Here is an 18,344-nt window from a genome sequence, read left to right as displayed (position 1 = left end):
ATCCCCCACCAGCTGCGGTACCGCTTGTTTGCTTGTGTGTTACAATCCCGACAGAACATTAAATTCGGCTGCGTAGTTTGCACTCTTTAGTACTGACAAGCCACTGCCCGAATCTAGTTCTCTACACCACTGATTCGGGAGAATCTCCATGTCTATTTATGTCGGCAATCTATCGTATGAGGTCACAGAAGCAGATCTTAACGAGATCTTTGCAGAATATGGCACCGTCAATCGAGTTCAATTGCCTACAGATCGGGAAACCGGGAGACCAAGAGGTTTCGCTTTTGTAGAAATGAAAAGCGAGGCAGAAGAAACAGCGGCGATTGAGGCTCTTGATGGTGCTGAGTGGATGGGTCGTGACCTTAAGGTTAATAAGGCTAAGCCTCGTGAAGACAGAAGACCCTCTGGTGGAGGGAATTGGGGCAACTCAGGTAGATCTTCAAGGCGCAACTACAATTAAGCTTCGAGATTCAAAATTGAACTCTGAGGTCTTAGGGTAGACAAGGAGTCTACCCTTTTTTCAGCTCTAGCTTACTGGATGGTTCATACCCAACTTCCCCAACTCGCCCTGCTAGTTTCTTAGACGTTCCGCTAAAATAGGTTCGTTGTACCGGAAGCAGGGTCAACTGATTGAGGATTTTGGATTGGCTTCACCTCCGGACTGAGCTAGGCCCTCACTTCAGTTCCAGCGCTAGGCCAACATCCCACTAGCTCACAGGGAGACTCTACTTCAGTCGGTGTGTAGATTAGAAGATTTTACATTGTCAATAGGATTAAAGGAGATAGGATGACCCAAGTAATTCTCGGCGAAAACGAAGGGATTGAGTCAGCCCTCCGTCGGTTTAAGCGAGAAGTTTCTAAAGCCGGAATTTTTCCAGATATGAGGAAGCATCGCCACTTTGAAACGCCTCTAGAAAAGCGCAAGCGCAAAGAAATTGCCAGACATAAGCAGAGTAAGAGACATTATCGCTTTAAATCAAACCCGTCTTAAACGCGAAGCTTGGTGAATTCAATGAGTTCATCAGCAGCGCTTAAGAGAGCGATTGAGCCAATGTTTCCTCACAGGTTTTAACTTATGACTCCAGAAGCAATACGTATTATTTCCCAGATCAGAGGCGAATTTTACTCTGGCTTTGCTGCCGCCATGAATATGTCGGTGAGTATTACGACCAGCCATCCATCTACGGGTAATCCCCCCATAGCCTTTTGGATAGATGACAGACAACAGTTCAATTACCTGCGTGTTTACGCTTACAAAGCCCCTGATGAATTACTTCCTGAACGTCCATTCATTCTTCGCCTTTCTGTTAACAAAGGCGGTGGTATAGCCACAGCGGCGAAGTGGAGAAGAGGCTGTCGAGGGCTAAATCAGGGCTGGTGCTTTGAGTTAACCCTATTACCTGAAGAAGTGATGGACTTTTTACCTTGGTTAGTCAGTTTGGTGAAGTATCAGCAAAGTGATTGTGCTTCATTTTTACCTGAACCGCCCCATCCATTTCACTTTACAACAGCCAAGCTTTCCTCCCTGAAGGAGGCTTGGACTCAGAAAGCTTGGCAAGAAAGCAAGCCTTCTAATGCCCCAATTGACTTGGAGCTAAACAAGCTGATACCGACTGCCAAGTCTGTTTAATGAAGTACAATGAAGTCCTTCTTTATTTATTCAAGGAGCACAACCACGCTTAAAGGGCTTGTGCTCTAAGCCATGCAATAGGCAATGTCAGCAGCTTCTGCGGCTTGGGAACGTAAGCCCTTTGGCTAAAGACATCATACTGATTGTGTTCAATCACATCGAGAATTCCTTGATAAAGCATTAATGCCGCCCAGACGGGCCAACGGGAGTCGGAACTGAGTGAGCGGATGCCTTTTTCTGCCTGATTGAAAAACTTACGTGCGCGTTGAATTTGGAAGCGCATCAGTGCGCACCAGCGCTCATCAACAACGCCTTTGAATAAGTCTTCCTCTGTGTAGTCAAACAGCGCTAGCTCTTCCAAGGGAAGGTAGATTCGACCCCGTTGTGCATCTTCCCCGACATCCCGCAGAATGTTGGTTAGTTGGTTGGCAATTCCTAACGCGATCGCTTCTTCGGCTGGATTGTAGGTCGGTTGATGGTAATCCCAGGGCGCTTTGACATCTGAGGCATCAACCCCCAAAACAGGGCTAGTCATTAAACCCACCGTTCCCGCCACGCGGTAACAGTAGAGCTGTAGCTCCTCAAACGTCTTATACCGACTGCGGTACAAATCCATCCGCTGACCGGCAATCATATCCCGAAATGGCTGAATATCCAGAGGGAAGCGTTCCAGCGCATCGACCAACGCCACATCAGGGTCGTCTATCGGATGTCCCGCAAACACGGATTCGAGCTGTTGTTCCCATCGATCTAGTGTCTCGGGTGTGGTTAAACGAGCTTGAGGGCCATCCACCAGTTCGTCAGTCCGACGACACCAGACGTATATCGCCCAAATTGCTCGACGTTTTTCTTCTGGCATCAGCAGCGTGCCAAGATAAAACGTTTTGGAGTACTTTGCCGTAATTTGGCGGCAATATTCGTAAGCTTCCGACTGGGAGGCCAGCGTTCTCATGCGGGATGGATTAGACAGTTGGAGCATTCGTAGCAGGCGGCAAGCTAAGGGCTAGAGGTTAGGGACTAGGGACTAGGAACTAGGGGCTAGGGTGTAGAAGCGAATTGGACTTCTGACTCTTGGCGACTGACACCTTTCTCCGGACTCCTCGCAATAGCCTGCGCTGTCAGCTTACCAGAAAGTACGGCACCCTCCATACTCGCTAAGTAACGTTGCATGGTGTAATCGCCCGTTAAATAAAAGTTGTCAATCGGCGTAACTTGGGACGGACGGTACTGTTGACGTCCTGGCGTTGCCTTATAAACCGATCGCGGAGTCTTGACGACCTTATATTTCAGCAGTTTGGCTGGGTCAGAACTGCAGAAGTGGTTGGGGAAGAGTTTTTCCAACTCGGCCATTGTGGCATTGACAATTTCCTGGTCAGATTTGGAAATCCAATCCTTCGCAGGTGCCAACACGAGTTCTAGCATGGAGCGATCGGGATTGGCATATTCCTTACAGGTGTTGCTCATATCGGCGTAGACACTGAGCAGGGGCGATCGCGAAAATAGCAGATGGTCAATCTCCGTCAGCTTGCGATCAAACCACAGATGCAAGTTGATCACAGGAACGCCCTCTAAACCATCCAGCTGCTTGAAGAAATCCATCTCCCGCCAAGGTTCAGGGAGCATCACCTTCAAGGGGTCTACCGGCATTGCCGATACATACACATCGGCTGTTAGGACTTCATCCGTTGCCCCATTCAAGCCACGCATCAGGAACCCCCGCACCGTACCATCAGCATTGAGCAAAAATTCTTTAATCGGTGCATTTAACCGCACTTCCCCACCTCGCTGAGTGATGTAATCCACCATTGGTTGGCAAAGTCGCTCCGTAGGAGAACCATCCAAAAACGCCATCTTAGAACCGTTCTTTTCTTGAAGAAAGCGATTCAAGGCAGTAAGGATGACGGTTGAAGAAATTTCATCAGGGTTGATAAAATTCAGCGCCTTGGACATGGCGATGAAGACTTCCTTCTCCACTCGCGGCGGCACGTTTTGTTTTTTGAGCCACTCGGAGAAAGAGTATTTGTCCATCTCCTCCACGTACTTCTGCCCGTTGATGATGGCTGGAATCAGGCCCAAACCGAAACGAATTTTTTCCGGCCAAGTCAGCATATCGTTATTGCGAAGAATCGCTACGATGCCATTAATCGGTGCGGGTAAATCCGGAAAGTCAAATCGGGAGTAAGTACCGGGTGTTTCCGGTTGGTTAAAGATCATGGAGTGTTCTTTCCACTGCAACCGATCTTCAATATCCAGCTCCTTGAACAGTTGCAACATATTGGGATAGGCACCGAAGAAGATGTGTAAACCGGTCTCATACCAGTCCCCGTCTTCATCTTTCCACGCTGCAACTTTGCCGCCCAAAACGTCTCGGCGTTCTAGGACAATCGGGGTGTGACCCGCATCGGTAAGGTATTTGGCGCAGGCAAGTCCTGCTAAACCTGCTCCAGCGATCGCAACTCGCATGTGATGGTAATACTCTTAGTTAGGTGCTGATAAGTGTTCTCTGGGTCTCATTATACTTTGCATTCTGTTACATTTCTCCAGCTTTAGCCAAGGATTCTTCCGAATTCCACATTCTTATTTTTTCTATAAGCGGCTCGGAGGATTTAGCACCCCGCCCAACTGGTAAGAAAAGTCATGAGTCAAGACAATCCTGATCAACCGTCTCCTCTTTCACCAGAAGATTTGGCTCTAGCCAGAGAGCTAACAGCGGTCAGAGAACAACGACAGCACCTCTATGAAAAGCTCGACAGTTCTCTCAAAGCCCTATTTAGCCATTGTGAATGGAGAATCACCAGCCACAAGAACGGCTTAACCGAGCTGGTGGTGGTGTGCCCCAACCTGACAATATACAAGCGACTGTACAAGCGATCCGAAACAATTCACAATCGCTTTCAAGAGGGCGTGAACGCCAAACACACCCGATTCCAACTTTCCTGCCCCAAGTCCTTCAAGGCATTTTATGAGCATGAGATTGAGTGGGGGGATGGCAACGGCATGGATTGACACGCTCACGGCTAAAAACGCGTACCTGTTTCGCCGTTTTCTATGAAAAAAAGGCGCTACCGTTGGACTAACGCTAACGCCTCTACAAAAACAGGGTTTTAGGAATATTTTCTAGCAAGAGTGATGAAATTGGGTAGCCTCTCACTGCCAATCCAAGTCTCCTAGTGCAGCGCAGCAGCAATCAATGACCCGTCACTGCTCACTGTTTACTGCTCATTCGGATAGAGTCTTCAGCAAGAACGGAGCAATTTTGTCAATTGTCAGCACCTGTTGCACAGCATTCAAGCTCATCGCCTCTTTGACCATGCCATAGGCCGCACCGCCTTTCTCGTCTTGGGCAATTGTGATGCCTCCGGCTTGAGCAATGGCCTGCAAACCTTCTGCACCATCACGACCAATGCCGCTTAATAACACCCCAGCCGTTGCCTTGCCATAGTACTTGGCGATCGATTTGAAGGCGACGCTGATAGAGGGACAATGCTTGTTGTCTACAGGACAGTTTGAATAAATGAACTTACCCCGCATGTCTATTTCCAGATCGCATTTCTCTGGAGCAAAATAAATGGTTCCTGGTGCAGGAGATTCCCCAACTTCAGCAACTTTCGCCTTCAATGAACATTCACTGGAGAGCCAATTAATTAATCCTGACAAAACACCTGTACTGACGTGTACCGTACAAATAATGGGCAGGGCGAAATTGGATGGCAGTTGGGTGACAATCTTCTGAATGGATTGCAAGCCGCCTGTGGAAGCCCCGATCGCGATTACTTTAACGCGAGCGCTGACATTCCTCATCAGGGGTTGATTTCCTGAAAATGCCCCAGAGGCCATCGGCTTGGCGCTCAGCGACTGTCCTGGTCGTTTGGCAGTCACTTTCATATTGGAAAGAATTTTGATTTTGGTAACCAGTGCGGCTTTGAGTTGTTCATAATCGGTGGGCGAATCGGTTGAAGGTTTGGGGAAAACATCTGAGGCTCCGGCTTGCAACAAGCGAAAGACATTATCAACATCTGTCTTTTGCACAAAATTGCTGATCACCAAAATCGGTCGCGGGTTTTCAGCCATGACGCGCTTGGTTAATTCCAGACCATCCATGTTTTCCATGAGCAAGTCTGTACAAATCACATCCGGCTGCGTCCTGTTAATCACCTCCAAACCCTCAACACCATCGCGTGCGGTGCCGACCACATCAACCTCTGGTGAAGAATTTAGCAATCGTTGCAGGATTTCCAACGCTACGGGGGAATCTTCAACCAAAACTACTTTTTTGGATGTTGTCATCGGATTAATTTCCTTAACGTATCAAACAAAACACCTTGCTCAAAGTCACCCTTTGTGATGTATGCATTTGCCCCTGCTTCTGCTCCCTGGCGTTTGTCCTCCTCGGAGGCAAGGGTTGTCACCAGAATTACAGGCAAATCTTGGTACTCCCGGAATTGGCGAATTTTGGCAGTCAGTCCCAGCCCATCTAAATTGGGCATTTGTACATCCGAAACCACCGCCACAAAGGTATCTACCTTCAGTTTGTTGAAGCCATCTTCACCGTCTACCGCCGCCGTGACATCGTAACCCGCACTCTCCAAAATCCGCTTCATCTGAGTCCGAATGGGAATGGAGTCTTCAACCAGGAGAATTTTTTGTTTGACTTGTGCTTGCTCGGCTAACTCCTTAACCGTGACGGAGACAATCGCTTTCCTTGCCGACTTGAACAAATCGGGAGGATTGAGCACCATGCAAACCTCTCCCGTCCCTAGGATAGTGGCACCGGAAATATTGCGAACCCGTTTGAGCAGTTGACTTTGGGGCTTCAAGACAATGTCCTGTTGCTCCAAAATGACATCGACTAGGAGCGCTAAACGTTCCGAACCAATCCGTAAAATCATGCAGGGGATAGTTTTTGAGGCCGCACGTAGGGCTTTGGTCGATGTCGGCGTTTTGACGGGTAAGCCTAATAAGTCAGCTAGCCAGGTAACAGTGACCGACTCTCCTTGGAATGGGAGCGTCTGGCTGCCTTCCCTCGCAAAGATTTCCTGGGGAGACACCAGCTGCATCGCTTCGACAAATCCCACAGGGATGGCGTAGGGATGCTGACTCACTCGCACAATCAAGGCATCCGTCGTTGAAAGGCTGCTATTCACTGTGATGCGGAATAAACATCCCTTGCGGGGCGTGAATTCCACTTGGATGTTGCCCTTGAGGCGATCGACATTGGCACGCACAACATCTAAGCCCACTCCGCGACCAGAAATCTCCGTTACAGCGGTTCGGGTAGAGAAGCCAGGGGCAAAGATTAAGGTCTGAATTTCCGCCGTTGACATTTGAGCCAGTTCTTGACGCGATCGCACACCACGACTCATCGCTGCCTGTTTAATCGCTTCGACATCCAAACCGCGCCCATCATCAATGACTTCGATGCTAACCGTGCTGCCAACCTGATAACCGCGCAGGCGAATCGTTGCGACGGCAGGCTTACCTAAACTTAGCCGCTCTTGTGGTGTTTCGATGCCATGATCGATCGCATTACGCAGTAGGTGCAACAGCGGATCTTTCATTTCTTCGAGAATCCGCTTGTCCACGCTGGTGTCTCCACCTTCAACCAGCAGGTTGACTTCTTTGCCTTGCTGCTTGGCTAAATCCCGCACGGTGCGGGGAAACAGATTAAAAATCGTCGAAAATGGCAGCAGTCGCAGAGAGTGAATTCCCGACTCAAGTTCATTGACTACAGTTTCCAGTTTGGCGCTATTTTCATCAGTCGTACTTCGCAGTCGATTGAGCAAAACGCCTAGCTGCTCCAAGCGGGTTTCAAGCAAGTTATAGAAATTTTGCAGGGGTTGCAGTTCCGGCGTCTGCAAGCGTCTCTCCAACTCGTCAAAGGTGAGACGGCTGACAAAGGCTTCCCGGTTCCACTCTTCCCATAGGGCTAGGATTTCGTCAATTTCAGTAACGCGGTCTCCTAGCTGACCTTTTGTCACAATCAGTTCGCTAGCTTGAGTCAATAACTTATCTAGCTTTTGGGATTCAACCCGGATGGTGTCAAGTTGGTAATCACTAATCTGTGCCAGAGCCTCTGTAGCTGCCAAGGCAGGTTCATTGGGAACTGAATCATTGTCAGTGACAGGTGGCTCCACAATCGCTTGGGTAGAATTAGCAACCTGGGCTGGAGCAACCATTTCCTGACTTTCCGGCGATGCCTCAATGGAGCCAGCCCCCATAAGTTGAGCTAACACATGGAAGACACTTACGCCTGCGGGTTGTCCGGTGACGGCTTCGGTGGCAATTTTCCGAATCGCATCCAGTCCCTGATAAAGACACTCAAAGATTGGAGGAGTTAAAACTCGCTCGCCCCGCTTCACTCCCCCTAGAATGTCTTCGATTTGGTGGGTAAGGGTTTCCACATCTTTGACTCCCAACATCCGGGAATCGCCTTTGAGAGAGTGGGTTTCTCGCAGTAATTGCTCCAGTTTGGCTTTATCTAGGGGATTTTTTTCCAGATGAAGTAATCCGGCTTCAATTTTGTCGATATGGTCAGCACTGGCTACCTTATAAAGATTGCGTAGTTCTTCGTCTTGTATCATCATGACCATTTTTGTAAGTAAAAAGGCGAAGGTAAAAAGGCAACAAAAGAGAAGTAAAAATAGCGCTTTTTCCTTTTTCCTTTTTCCTTTTCCTTTCTTGACTTCTGCGACTTTAAACAACAGCCTCAAGATTTTGAGCCGCCTCTTTGAGGTCATTGGTGGCGTCTTTGACTTGGATAATCCCTGCTACGGTTTCTTTCGCTCCTAAGTTGATGACATTCATGGCAGCTACAACTTGCTGCACGGAAACCGCTTGCTGCTTGGCACTCTGGGAAATTAGCTGGGTGTTGAGGAACACATGGTTAATCGAATCGGCGATACTGGCGAACACGTCACCTGTTTCTTCCGCCAGTTCGATACCTACCGTTGCTTTCTTGGTGCCTTCGTCGGTAACCATAACGGTGGAATTAATCGCTGCTTGCACTTCGTTAACGAGGGCGTTAATCTGATTGGCTGACTTCTTACTTTGGTCAGCTAGTTTGCGAATTTCACTCGCTACGACTGAAAAGCCTCTCCCCTGTTCCCCTGCACGGGCGGCTTCTACCCCAGCGTTGAGAGCCAGCATGTTGGTTTGGTTCGCCAAATCTGCCACCAGGTCAGATACGGTGGAGATTTGCGCCGTTTGTTCGGAAAGGCGGATAATTTGGTTAGCGATCGCAGTAACTTGGTCTCTCAAACCCGAAATACCTTCAATGGTTCGACCGACGGTTTGAGTTCCTCCTTCAGCAAGGGATAGGGCTTGCTTGGCACCTTCCGCAGAGGTTTCAGCTTGTTCGGCAGATTGCAGGGTAAAAGTCCCCAGTGCCTCAATTGTGCTAGTCGTTTCATTCACTGACGCCGTCTGATCCAAGACTGTGCGTTCCTGCTCGGAAACCGTGGTAGCAATTTGGCTGGAACTTGAGGTGATGTTTTTAACAGCCGTTAATACGATTTCAGTAATGTTACGACCCAGAAGAATGGCGAGGGTGATTGCAATGGTTAGGGAGAGTAAGAGAGTGACCGTTAGCACAGTCGTTAAGATGTTGATTGTATTTTGAACTTCCTTGTATTTTTGTTCACCTTCTTTCTGCTGGAGTTCTATCTGAGCGCTAAGTAATGCATTTGTTGCTTTACCGACTTCGGTTGTATATTTTTTCCGGTACTCGGCTGCCTCCTCGGTTTTACCTGCATCCATTAGCTCGAAGAATCCTGGCCTGGCTGCTCGATACTGGTTGTAAGATTTTTCTAGCTTGTCTAAGGATTCTTTCTCCTCAGGAGAGAGTTGAGTCTTGTGGTAATTTGCCAAGGATTCGGCAACCTTCTTGTGTAATTCGTCTTCTAGAACCCGGAGATCCCTACGCTGTTCTGGTTCAAGAATGTATTGGGGTAGGAGCCAACGCAGGTTCCACAAACTGGCATTGGCGCTAGCAAGAGCTACTGAGCCTTTTAGTGCATCTGCATAGAGGTCTTCCGCATCTTGAGCGAGTTTCTGAGTGTTTTGCCAACCCACAAGCCCGACTCCTCCAATTAGGAAAATCAAAGCTCCAAAGCTGGTAAACAACTTAGCGCGAACTCCAAAGTTCTGCGTTTTTTTTCCTTGCTTCTGCACATATACTTGGCTGCTGATTGGAGTTGAAATTTCCATACTTTTAACCTTTAAACTCATCTTTTGTTGATTTAGATAGTGCGAGGTAACCTGGTCTGTATTAAGCGTCGTCGTTTACGACTAACTCTCCCTCTGTAAAAAGTTTAGGTAAGTCCAAAACTTTCATAATTTTTTCCTCCGAGGAAACGATGCCCTGGAGGTAATTTTCTCCAAGCTCTGATAAGGGTGGAGGTAACGGAGTTAACTCGGTAGCATTCACAGAGACTAGTTCTAATACCCGCTCAACTGGCAATCCAGCCACAATATCATCAACCTGAACGACTATGGCTTGATCACCAATACTGACTGGGGCAGTGGGGAGATTCAGAACCTTGCGAATATCGACTAAGGTGACAATTTCTCCCCGTAAATTCATGTTGCCGACTATATGACTTGGACAGCAGGGAATTGGGGTTAAATTTCCAATATCGGTGAACTCTCTCACCAACCCTAAATCTACCCCAAAAACTTCGTTGCCGAAACCAATTACTGCCAAAGACATTAGCTCATTGCTTGTCTTTACACTTTCAGTTTGTGGCTTAAGACTATCAGCTCGCTGCCGGAAACTATTTCGTTCGTCAGGAGTGGCATTAGGGCAGTACAAATCATAAAAGCTAGGAAGGCTTTGGAAAGAGAGAAGTTCTTTTTCCCCCGGTAATAGTTGCTGCTCTAGCTGCTGCTGAGAGTTTGTAGATGTTCCAATGCTATCAATCTGAGTTTGTGCGTCCCAAATTAAGGTGAGTACAGCATCCGGTTCACGAATTAATGTTTTAGTATTGAGTAATACAATGTTGCCTGAATCTAGGCTAGCAATCCCAGCAATCAATTTGGTATTAATTTTATTAAAAAAATCATAAGAAGGTTTGGTTGTGATTACTTCAGAATTCAGTTCTAATACTTCATCGACCTGGTGAACTACCATGCCAATTAGCGAATCCTCCCACTGCATTACAACCACATAATCGCTAAAATTGCAATTTTTGACCGGATTACTTAGGAGTAGATCGAGGTGTATGATCGGCACAATTTGCCCCCGCACATTAAGAATTCCGATAATATCGGTGGTGGCTTCAGAGATGGGAGTCAGTTCCGGAAGCGGGAAAACTTCCTGAACTAAAACGGCCTCAATCCCATATTGCAAATCATGTAAGCGGAATGTTAGATATTCTTTATTTTCCATAACAGTATTTTTGAAGGGTTCAGGAGTTGAGGAGTGTGGGAGAGAAACTGGGAACTAAAATGGTTTTTTCAATACATTTGTTCACAACTTCGAGTAACTGATTAGACTCAACTGGCTTAATTAGATAATGAGTTGCACCGGCAATTTGGCCTCGAAGTTTATCAGAGAATTTATCTCGTGCCGTGAGCATAATAATCGGCATATTTTTGAATTTTGGAATGCTACGTACCGTGCGGCAGAATTCCAAGCCATCAACATCTGGCATTGTGACATCCAACAATAGCAGTGCGATCGGAGTGGTATTGATTACCTTTAGGGCATCCACTGCATTACTTGCCAACAACACCTCGTAGCGATCGGCTAAAGCACGCTTGATTGTGGTTTGCACGATCACAGAGTCATCGACACTCAGCACGATCGGAAGTTGCTGTTCAGTTGTGGAAGGTACTTGGGTCGCAGGTACATCTCCCCCAAAGGTGACCCAACCCGATACAGCCCATGCCCTATAAGACCGCGCCAGCTCTAGAGGGTCTTGGTTTAATTGCTCGGCAATATCAGTGAGCGATCGCACTCCATTCACCCACTGATGTAGATGCTGTTGTGCCTTAATGTCTGTAACCACTTGCAAACCGCGTCGTGGCAGCTGAGGAATAGCTTCCATTGAGGGGACAATAGGAGCCAGTACAGTCCATTCCATTTGGCGCTTCGTGACATCTCGCATTACTCTAGACCAGTCCAGAGCGTAACCGTCTTTGCCATGACTAAGGTCAAACTGCACAGTGGAATCTACCTGTAACTGTCCGGGATAAGGCAATGATTGCTCTAGCACTTGCACAACTTGATTGTGGACAGTGCTTTCAATCTCCTCCCAGTTGAACACTCGTATCTGAACAATTCGTTCTAGAAGTTCTCGAAAGGATGATGGATTTTTTAATTTTTGCGTTGCATATTTGATAGCAATGTCTGTCATTCTACGATTGCACTTACTCCCAATCATCCTGGCAAATTCTTCATTGGTCTCTGGAATTCTTGAACCACCGTAAATAAGCTGTCCGTTTTCCAAAACTAGAACATAAGACTTTGGTCTTTGCTCAGGATTTACAGTGGTTTTGATATAAATACCGCCACTAATACGCTCGTATTGTAAATCCCAAAGCACATTAAGTAATTGTCCTGCTTGATACTGTGATGCTTCTTGCATTTTTTTAACTTGCTAAATGGCTCTTGGCAAATGTTTTTGCTAAGGACTCTGCTACTCTCTAGATTAAAAAACGCTTTTTAAATCAGTATTATTCCTGTCAGCAGGGACTAGTTATTCGTTTTTTTAAACGAATAAGATTTATAGTTAATCTGTCTAGATAGTTACTATCTTGCCTACTTATTGCAATTGCAAACCTTTATATACCTTGGTTTCCCTAAAAGATGTAAAAACGTCTCTATCAGGTAAGGTTTTGCTAGATACGTAAAAAAGGTATATTAGACCAAATTTGGTATCAATACTTTTGTCAGCTAATCACAACCTTGTCCTAAAATCTCTCTCACTATCTATGAGGAATTAAAGAATAGCTTGTGCGAAATCGAAAATAATGAATTGAAAGCAAAAATAGATAGTTTTAATGTATTTAAACCTTAGATTCCCTGCATTAAGATGAATAGAGTCACCCTACCTCTAATTTCATCCTACAGAACTTTCCATTCAAAATCTACCTACCTATTTGATACTATTTTATTCTGATTCAATTGACAAGCGATTAAGTATTTTCACGGATTTTTTATCATTTATTTACAGGAAAACCTCCTTTAATAAATTCTCTATTAGAGAATAACTGTTAGGGAGCAGGAGATTGGAATAAAGCAAAGAGATAGCCTTGGTGTATGCAACCCATAGGATGAGCGAACGGAGAAGACTGAAGTGGCCAGCCCACTCTTTTCATCCTGCGATACCCTTCAAAAAAGCCATACAAACGTATGACCTGTATTACACCTTGTATAAGGGTATTTGAATCCGCTGAGTTCGGCAATATATTCAAGCAATCTTCCTAAAATCTTTAACTTTATGCGTAGAGAGGCGGGAAGCTTATGCTTCTCGCCTCTTGTCTTGGCTCACTAGATTGTGCCGTTGTATAGAATTACTCTGTCGGTGCGATCGCTGGTGCCGAGTATCCCTGCTAGTCCGTCTCAAATGAAGTGAAAGATAAACGGATAACGGTAAGGTTGAGTGGGATTTCCCAAAGATTGGATGATGGCAAAAATTGGGGGTACCCAATGGTACAGAAAGAATATCGGACCCAGGAAGAATGCCGCTAATCCCAAAGTCAGGAATGCTAATACTCCAAGAATCGCCTCATAAATCCACACATTCAGGTGGAAATTAATTGCTTCTTTCGCGTTGTCCTTCACAACTGGGTCTTCAGATACAAATAATATTGCAATCGGTACCGCAACTGACACAACGACCGAACTAAAAAAGATGGAGCCATGAGAGAGTGCTGATAAAAGTTTGCGTTTGTCCGGATCAAATTCCATAAAAGCGATTCCTTAATTCCATCAAAACTGACTGACTTCTCACCACGACTTTATCACGCTCCTTTGTTGAGAGGAGTGGTAAATCCCGTCCAGCATGGGGGAGGGAATCCTCCGGGAGTTCTAAGGGCTGGCTTGGCTGCTGACTTCTATAATGTTTCTTGAGAGTCCCTTACTTGTGCGTTCTTGGATGTCCACTGAAATTCTGGCTGAACTGCAAGCTGCTGTTGAACGTCGGCGCAACTTTGCAATTATTTCCCACCCCGATGCGGGGAAGACAACGTTAACAGAAAAGCTTTTGCTTTACGGAGGTGCGATTCACGAAGCCGGTGCAGTGAAGGCACGCCGAGCGCAGCGTAAGGCGACTTCGGACTGGATGGAAATGGAGCAACAACGGGGTATCTCGATTACCTCGACGGTGTTGCAGTTTGAATATCAGGATTGCCAGATTAATTTGCTGGATACTCCAGGGCACCAAGATTTTAGTGAGGACACCTATCGCACTCTTGCCGCCGCCGACAATGCGGTAATGTTGATTGATGCCGCTAAGGGTTTGGAACCGCAAACCCGGAAGTTGTTTGAAGTCTGTCGGATGCGTAGTCTGCCCATTTTCACCTTTGTGAATAAACTCGACCGTCCAGGGCGTGAACCGTTGGAACTGCTGGATGAGATTGAGCAGGAACTGGGGTTGCAGACTTATGCGGTAAACTGGCCTATTGGAATGGGCGATCGCTTCAAGGGTGTCTTTGACCGACGCACTCAGCAGATTCACCTATTTGAACGCAGCGCTCACGGGGCGCGGGAAGCCAAAGATACAGTCGTGAATTTGGGCGATCCCCGAATTGAAGAGCTTGTGGAGCAAGACCTCTACTATCAACTCAAAGAAGAATTAGAACTGATTGAAGGGATTGGGCCGGAACTGGACTTAGATTTGGTTCATCAAGGTCAGATGACGCCCGTATTCTTTGGCAGTGCGATGACCAACTTTGGCGTTCAGCTGTTCTTGGATTCCTTCTTGGATTATGCTCTTAAACCTATTGCCCGCAATTCCTCAGAAGGCCAACTTGCCCCAACATACCCAGAGTTCACGGGTTTTGTCTTCAAGTTACAAGCCAACATGGACCCGAAGCACCGGGATAGGGTGGCGTTTGTGCGAGTTTGCACGGGCAAGTTTGAGAAAGATATGACGGTGAATCATGCCCGGACGGGTAAAATAGTACGTTTGTCAAGACCGCAAAAACTATTTGCCCAAGACCGAGAATCAATTGAGGCGGCCTATCCGGGGGATGTGATTGGTCTGAATAATCCAGGAGTGTTTGCGATCGGGGATACTATCTACAACGGTAAGAAGTTGGAGTATGAAGGGATTCCCTGCTTCTCCCCCGAACTGTTTGCTTATCTGAGAAATCCCAACCCCTCCAAGTTCAAGCAATTCCACAAAGGTGTTACGGAGTTGCGCGAAGAAGGGGCGGTGCAAATTATGTACTCGGTGGATGAGTCACGGCGCGACCCGATTTTAGCCGCCGTAGGTCAACTGCAATTTGAGGTGGTACAGTTCCGGATGCAGAACGAGTACGGCGTTGAGACTCGATTGGAACCCTTACCTTACAGTGTTGCCCGTTGGGTAGCTGGGGGTTGGGAAGCGCTGAATAAGGTAGGGCGCTTGTTCAACACGGTGACGGTCAAAGACAACTGGGGGCGTCCGGTGCTGTTGTTTAAGAATGAGTGGAATTTGCATCAGGTCGAAGAAGATCACCCAGAGTTGAAGCTAAATTCTAGCGCTCCCGTGGTTTCGGGTCAGGAACCCGTATCTTTGTAGTACCCTGTCCCTTCCACATAGCCTGAATTCTAATAGTCGTTTTTAGGGGCACGATAGTATCGTGCCCTTAATGTTTTTGTGTCCTCAGCGGATTTTGAGCTTGACCAGTTCGGAACTAAAAATAAGGAACCAGCCGTCAAGGTTTCGAGACTTTTGCATAAGGCTGAGAAAGAGATAGAGCCAAACCAACGTAAAATGTTTAGTCCTAGGCTACCCTTACGGATGGTACGTTGTTTAAAACTTTTTTCGGCTTATTTTTGTTGACCTTCTGATAGCTCCTTCAAGTTATGACTGAACAAAAATATGGAGGAGAGTCGATCTTTGAACACAGTAGCTCCGAAATCCTTTTTGAAGAACTCCCTCTAGAGACAAAACAATGGGCTGAAAGCTTACCTTGGGAGCAACGCCGTCATCTTTTGTTATTGTGTCATCTCATCTGTGTCTCTCCTCCAGAGGTACAAGCTGAGTTTTTAGATAATTACACGGCAGATGGCTTAGTTTCCAGGAAGCTTCAAGATACGGATACCCAATATAGAGTCCAGAAATATTTAGAAAAATTTGCGGTTAAGACCGACCTCAATGAATTGGTTCTGCGGGGCTATATTAAACAATTTTATATTCATTCCGCTCAAGATTTACGGAACCAGCCTGAACTTTATTTTAAGGTGGTCTTTAGATTGGTAATTAGTACAGAGGAGCAAAACAATATTTTGAATTATATTTTAGGGTTTGAACTGCTTAAACTGATGTTTCAAATGAGTTGGCTACAACACGAAAGATTATATCAAATCCAGAAGAACCAGGAAGAGTTTATTAAGCTCTACATTAAACCCATTCAATTAGCTCATAAAATCAATGGTCTTATTGTACCGGAAAGTAAAAAAGACTTTTTTTCTAAGCGTGATTTTTTTGTCAAAAAGCCGCTATTAAATCCTAGGAAATTAATTGCCTTGGTCATGGCAACCTTTACAACTAATATAGTGATAGATTTGGGCTTTTCCATTATTCGCGATCCCAATTTTTTAGTATTTGATTATGAATACATCTTTCATCCTGAACCGGAAGGCATTTTTCCGGATTGACCTCAAGTCATCCCATTTTTGCAAATATATATTCCATTTTTGCAAATAAATATATATTTCTTTCTCTGTACGATCGCCTCGTCTCCTAGAAGCTTTAAGTAACCGCACTTCTCGGAAAAAAGTATAATGGAAGTTTGGGTCAATTCACCAAAGATGGGGTATTCCGTTGTTGGCATCAGTGGTATAGAGCAACAAGAGACCCCAATTTTCACATCAGTTTTATCCAGGGAGTCATATTAACTGTGGTCGTACAAGTATCCTCCGATTGCCCAGAGGGCAGCGCCAAAGGCGATCGCACCTACGAAGCCAAAACCCAAGAAATTGCCAAACAACTTTTGGAAGCCACACGGGAAAAACGCTCCTTCTTTGCCCAGGTGCGCGACCAAATGCGCTGGGATGATAAGTTGCTTGACTGGGCAATGAGTAACCCTGGTTTGCGAGTGCAGCTATTTCGCTTCATCGATACTCTACCCGCCTTGCGGAGCAAACCAGAAATTGCTCGTCACTTACAAGAATACCTAAGTGATGAGTCCGTTGAACTGCCATCTACGCTGAAAAATATGCTCAACTTTGCCCAAGCCGATTCGCTGCCGGGGCAAGTAACCGCGACAACGGTATCGACTGCCGTTGAAACGTTAGCCCATAAATATATTGCTGGGGAAAATATTAAACAAACCCTCAAAACGATCGAACGCTTGCGCAAAGATAAGATGGCGTTTACCCTCGACCTACTGGGAGAGGCGGTAATTACGGAAACCGAGGCGCAATCTTACCTGCAAAGTTATCTCGATTTGATGGAGCAACTCACCCAGGAAGCGCAGAAATGGTCACCGGTGCAAGAGATTGATTTTGCCGATGGCGAAGCGTTGCCGCGAGTTCAGGTTTCTGTGAAGTTAACAGCCTTTTACTCGCAGTTTGACCCTCTCGATCCTCAGGGTAGCCGAGAACGAGTGCGCGATCGCATCCGCACCCTACTTCGCCGTGCCAAGGAACTCGGTGCGGCGGTTCACTTTGATATGGAGCAGTATGTCTACAAAGAGATGACGTTCTCCATCCTCAAAGACTTGTTGATGGAAGAGGAATTCCGTACCCGCACCGATATCGGCATGACGGTGCAAGCGTATCTCCGGGAGAGTGAGAACGATGCCAAAGCCCTGATTGAGTGGGCAAAACAGCGGGGATATCCCATCACCGTGCGCTTAGTCAAGGGGGCGTATTGGGATCAGGAAACGATTAAGGCGGCTCAAAAAGATTGGCCTCAGCCGGTGTATAACGATAAAGCGGCAACCGATGCCAATTATGAAAAAATAACTCAACTCCTCCTAGAAAATCACGAGTACGTCTATTCTGCCATTGGTAGTCATAATGTGCGATCGCAAGCACGAGCCATTGCCATCGCCGAAACACTCAACATCCCCCGCCGCCACTTCGAGATGCAAGTCCTCTACGGTATGGGCGACCAACTGGCAAAAGCGTTAGTCAAGCGGGGACACCGGGTGCGGGTGTATGCTCCCTATGGTGACCTACTGCCAGGGATGGCTTACCTGATTCGGCGATTATTGGAAAATACAGCTAATAGTTCCTTCTTGCGGCAAAACTTGGAAGAACGACCGATTGAGGAACTCTTAGCGCCCCCGGTGGTTGATTCCCCTCAACCTGCCCTGACTCAGGTGGAACGAACCGAAGGGTTTCCCAATGCGGCAGATACCGACTATGCCGAGGCGCAAGCTAGGAAGAAAGCACAAGAAGCTTTTCGCATTGTACGTGCGCAGTTGGGCAAAACTTATTTACCGCTAATCAACGGGGAGTATCAAACCACAGCGGATATCGTGGATTCCGTTAATCCCTCCAATCCCAGTGAGGTGATTGGGAAAATTGGACTCATCTCCGTAGAACAAGCAGAAC

General features: G+C 46.7%; 15 protein-coding genes. 7 read left to right on the top strand and 8 right to left on the bottom strand.

From position 1 onward, the window contains the following. The first annotated feature begins 148 nt into the window (after positions 1-148). From V6C93_RS04030 to V6C93_RS04020, 3 genes are all read left to right on the top strand, one after another. Entirely contained in the window at positions 149-460 is a 312-nt protein-coding gene (locus tag V6C93_RS04030) for an RNA-binding protein (protein ID WP_333475361.1), read from the top strand. Positions 461-787: 327 nt separating this feature from the next. Next, complete coding sequence (gene rpsU / locus V6C93_RS04025; RefSeq protein ID WP_333475360.1) at positions 788-991, top strand: 30S ribosomal protein S21; 204 nt, start codon at positions 788-790, stop codon at positions 989-991. Positions 992-1,075: 84 nt separating this feature from the next. Then, entirely contained in the window at positions 1,076-1,630 is a 555-nt protein-coding gene (locus tag V6C93_RS04020; protein WP_333475359.1) for a hypothetical protein, read from the top strand. Between the two features lie 49 nt (positions 1,631-1,679). Here the strand turns inward: V6C93_RS04020 and crtB are convergent, their stop codons facing one another. Then, positions 1,680-2,609: a 15-cis-phytoene synthase CrtB gene (gene crtB, locus V6C93_RS04015; RefSeq protein WP_333475358.1), complete on the bottom strand. Its 930-nt coding sequence runs from the start codon at positions 2,607-2,609 to the stop codon at positions 1,680-1,682. 59 nt (positions 2,610-2,668) lie between these two features. Then, entirely contained in the window at positions 2,669-4,093 is a 1,425-nt protein-coding gene (gene pds / locus V6C93_RS04010; RefSeq protein ID WP_333475357.1) for a 15-cis-phytoene desaturase, read from the bottom strand. Between the two features lie 174 nt (positions 4,094-4,267). On the opposite strand from pds, the gene V6C93_RS04005 reads away from it, so the two are divergent. Continuing rightward, positions 4,268-4,636: a hypothetical protein gene (locus V6C93_RS04005; protein ID WP_333475356.1), complete on the top strand. Its 369-nt coding sequence runs from the start codon at positions 4,268-4,270 to the stop codon at positions 4,634-4,636. A 213-nt stretch (positions 4,637-4,849) separates the two neighbouring features. Here the strand turns inward: V6C93_RS04005 and V6C93_RS04000 are convergent, their stop codons facing one another. The 6 genes from V6C93_RS04000 to V6C93_RS03975 all read right to left on the bottom strand — a co-directional run bounded on the left by V6C93_RS04000 (position 4,850) and on the right by V6C93_RS03975 (position 13,541). After that, positions 4,850-5,917 carry a chemotaxis protein CheB gene (locus V6C93_RS04000; protein ID WP_333475355.1) on the bottom strand — a complete coding sequence of 356 codons (1,068 nt, stop codon included), beginning with the start codon at positions 5,915-5,917 and terminating at the stop codon, positions 4,850-4,852. Next, complete coding sequence (locus V6C93_RS03995; protein WP_333475354.1) at positions 5,914-8,214, bottom strand: hybrid sensor histidine kinase/response regulator; 2,301 nt, start codon at positions 8,212-8,214, stop codon at positions 5,914-5,916. The genes V6C93_RS04000 and V6C93_RS03995 overlap by 4 nt, the downstream gene beginning before the upstream one ends. A 109-nt stretch (positions 8,215-8,323) precedes the next feature. Then, a complete protein-coding gene (locus V6C93_RS03990) occupies positions 8,324-9,835 on the bottom strand; it encodes a HAMP domain-containing methyl-accepting chemotaxis protein (protein WP_333475353.1) in 1,512 nt (503 codons plus the stop codon). A gap of 61 nt (positions 9,836-9,896) precedes the next feature. Further along, positions 9,897-11,015 carry a chemotaxis protein CheW gene (locus V6C93_RS03985; protein ID WP_333475352.1) on the bottom strand — a complete coding sequence of 373 codons (1,119 nt, stop codon included), beginning with the start codon at positions 11,013-11,015 and terminating at the stop codon, positions 9,897-9,899. Positions 11,016-11,034: 19 nt separating this feature from the next. Beyond that, entirely contained in the window at positions 11,035-12,216 is a 1,182-nt protein-coding gene (locus V6C93_RS03980; protein ID WP_333475351.1) for a response regulator, read from the bottom strand. 977 nt (positions 12,217-13,193) lie between these two features. Beyond that, entirely contained in the window at positions 13,194-13,541 is a 348-nt protein-coding gene (locus V6C93_RS03975) for a DUF4870 domain-containing protein (RefSeq protein ID WP_333475350.1), read from the bottom strand. A 187-nt stretch (positions 13,542-13,728) separates the two neighbouring features. On the opposite strand from V6C93_RS03975, the gene prfC reads away from it, so the two are divergent. The 3 genes from prfC to V6C93_RS03960 all read left to right on the top strand — a co-directional run. After that, positions 13,729-15,357, top strand: coding sequence for a peptide chain release factor 3 (prfC, locus tag V6C93_RS03970; RefSeq protein ID WP_333475349.1), 1,629 nt, complete (start codon positions 13,729-13,731; stop codon positions 15,355-15,357). Between the two features lie 287 nt (positions 15,358-15,644). Beyond that, positions 15,645-16,439, top strand: coding sequence for a cobyrinic acid a,c-diamide synthase (locus V6C93_RS03965; protein WP_333475348.1), 795 nt, complete (start codon positions 15,645-15,647; stop codon positions 16,437-16,439). Positions 16,440-16,681: 242 nt separating this feature from the next. Further along, positions 16,682-18,344: proline dehydrogenase family protein (locus tag V6C93_RS03960; RefSeq protein WP_333475347.1), on the top strand; the 1,663-nt coding region annotated here is incomplete at its 3' end.

The sequence above is a fragment of the Allocoleopsis sp. genome (genome assembly GCF_036703385.1).
GTDB lineage: Bacteria > Cyanobacteriota > Cyanobacteriia > Cyanobacteriales > Coleofasciculaceae > Allocoleopsis.
Note: the sequence above shows the minus strand (reverse complement) of the source record. Positions and strands in the feature narration are given on the sequence as shown.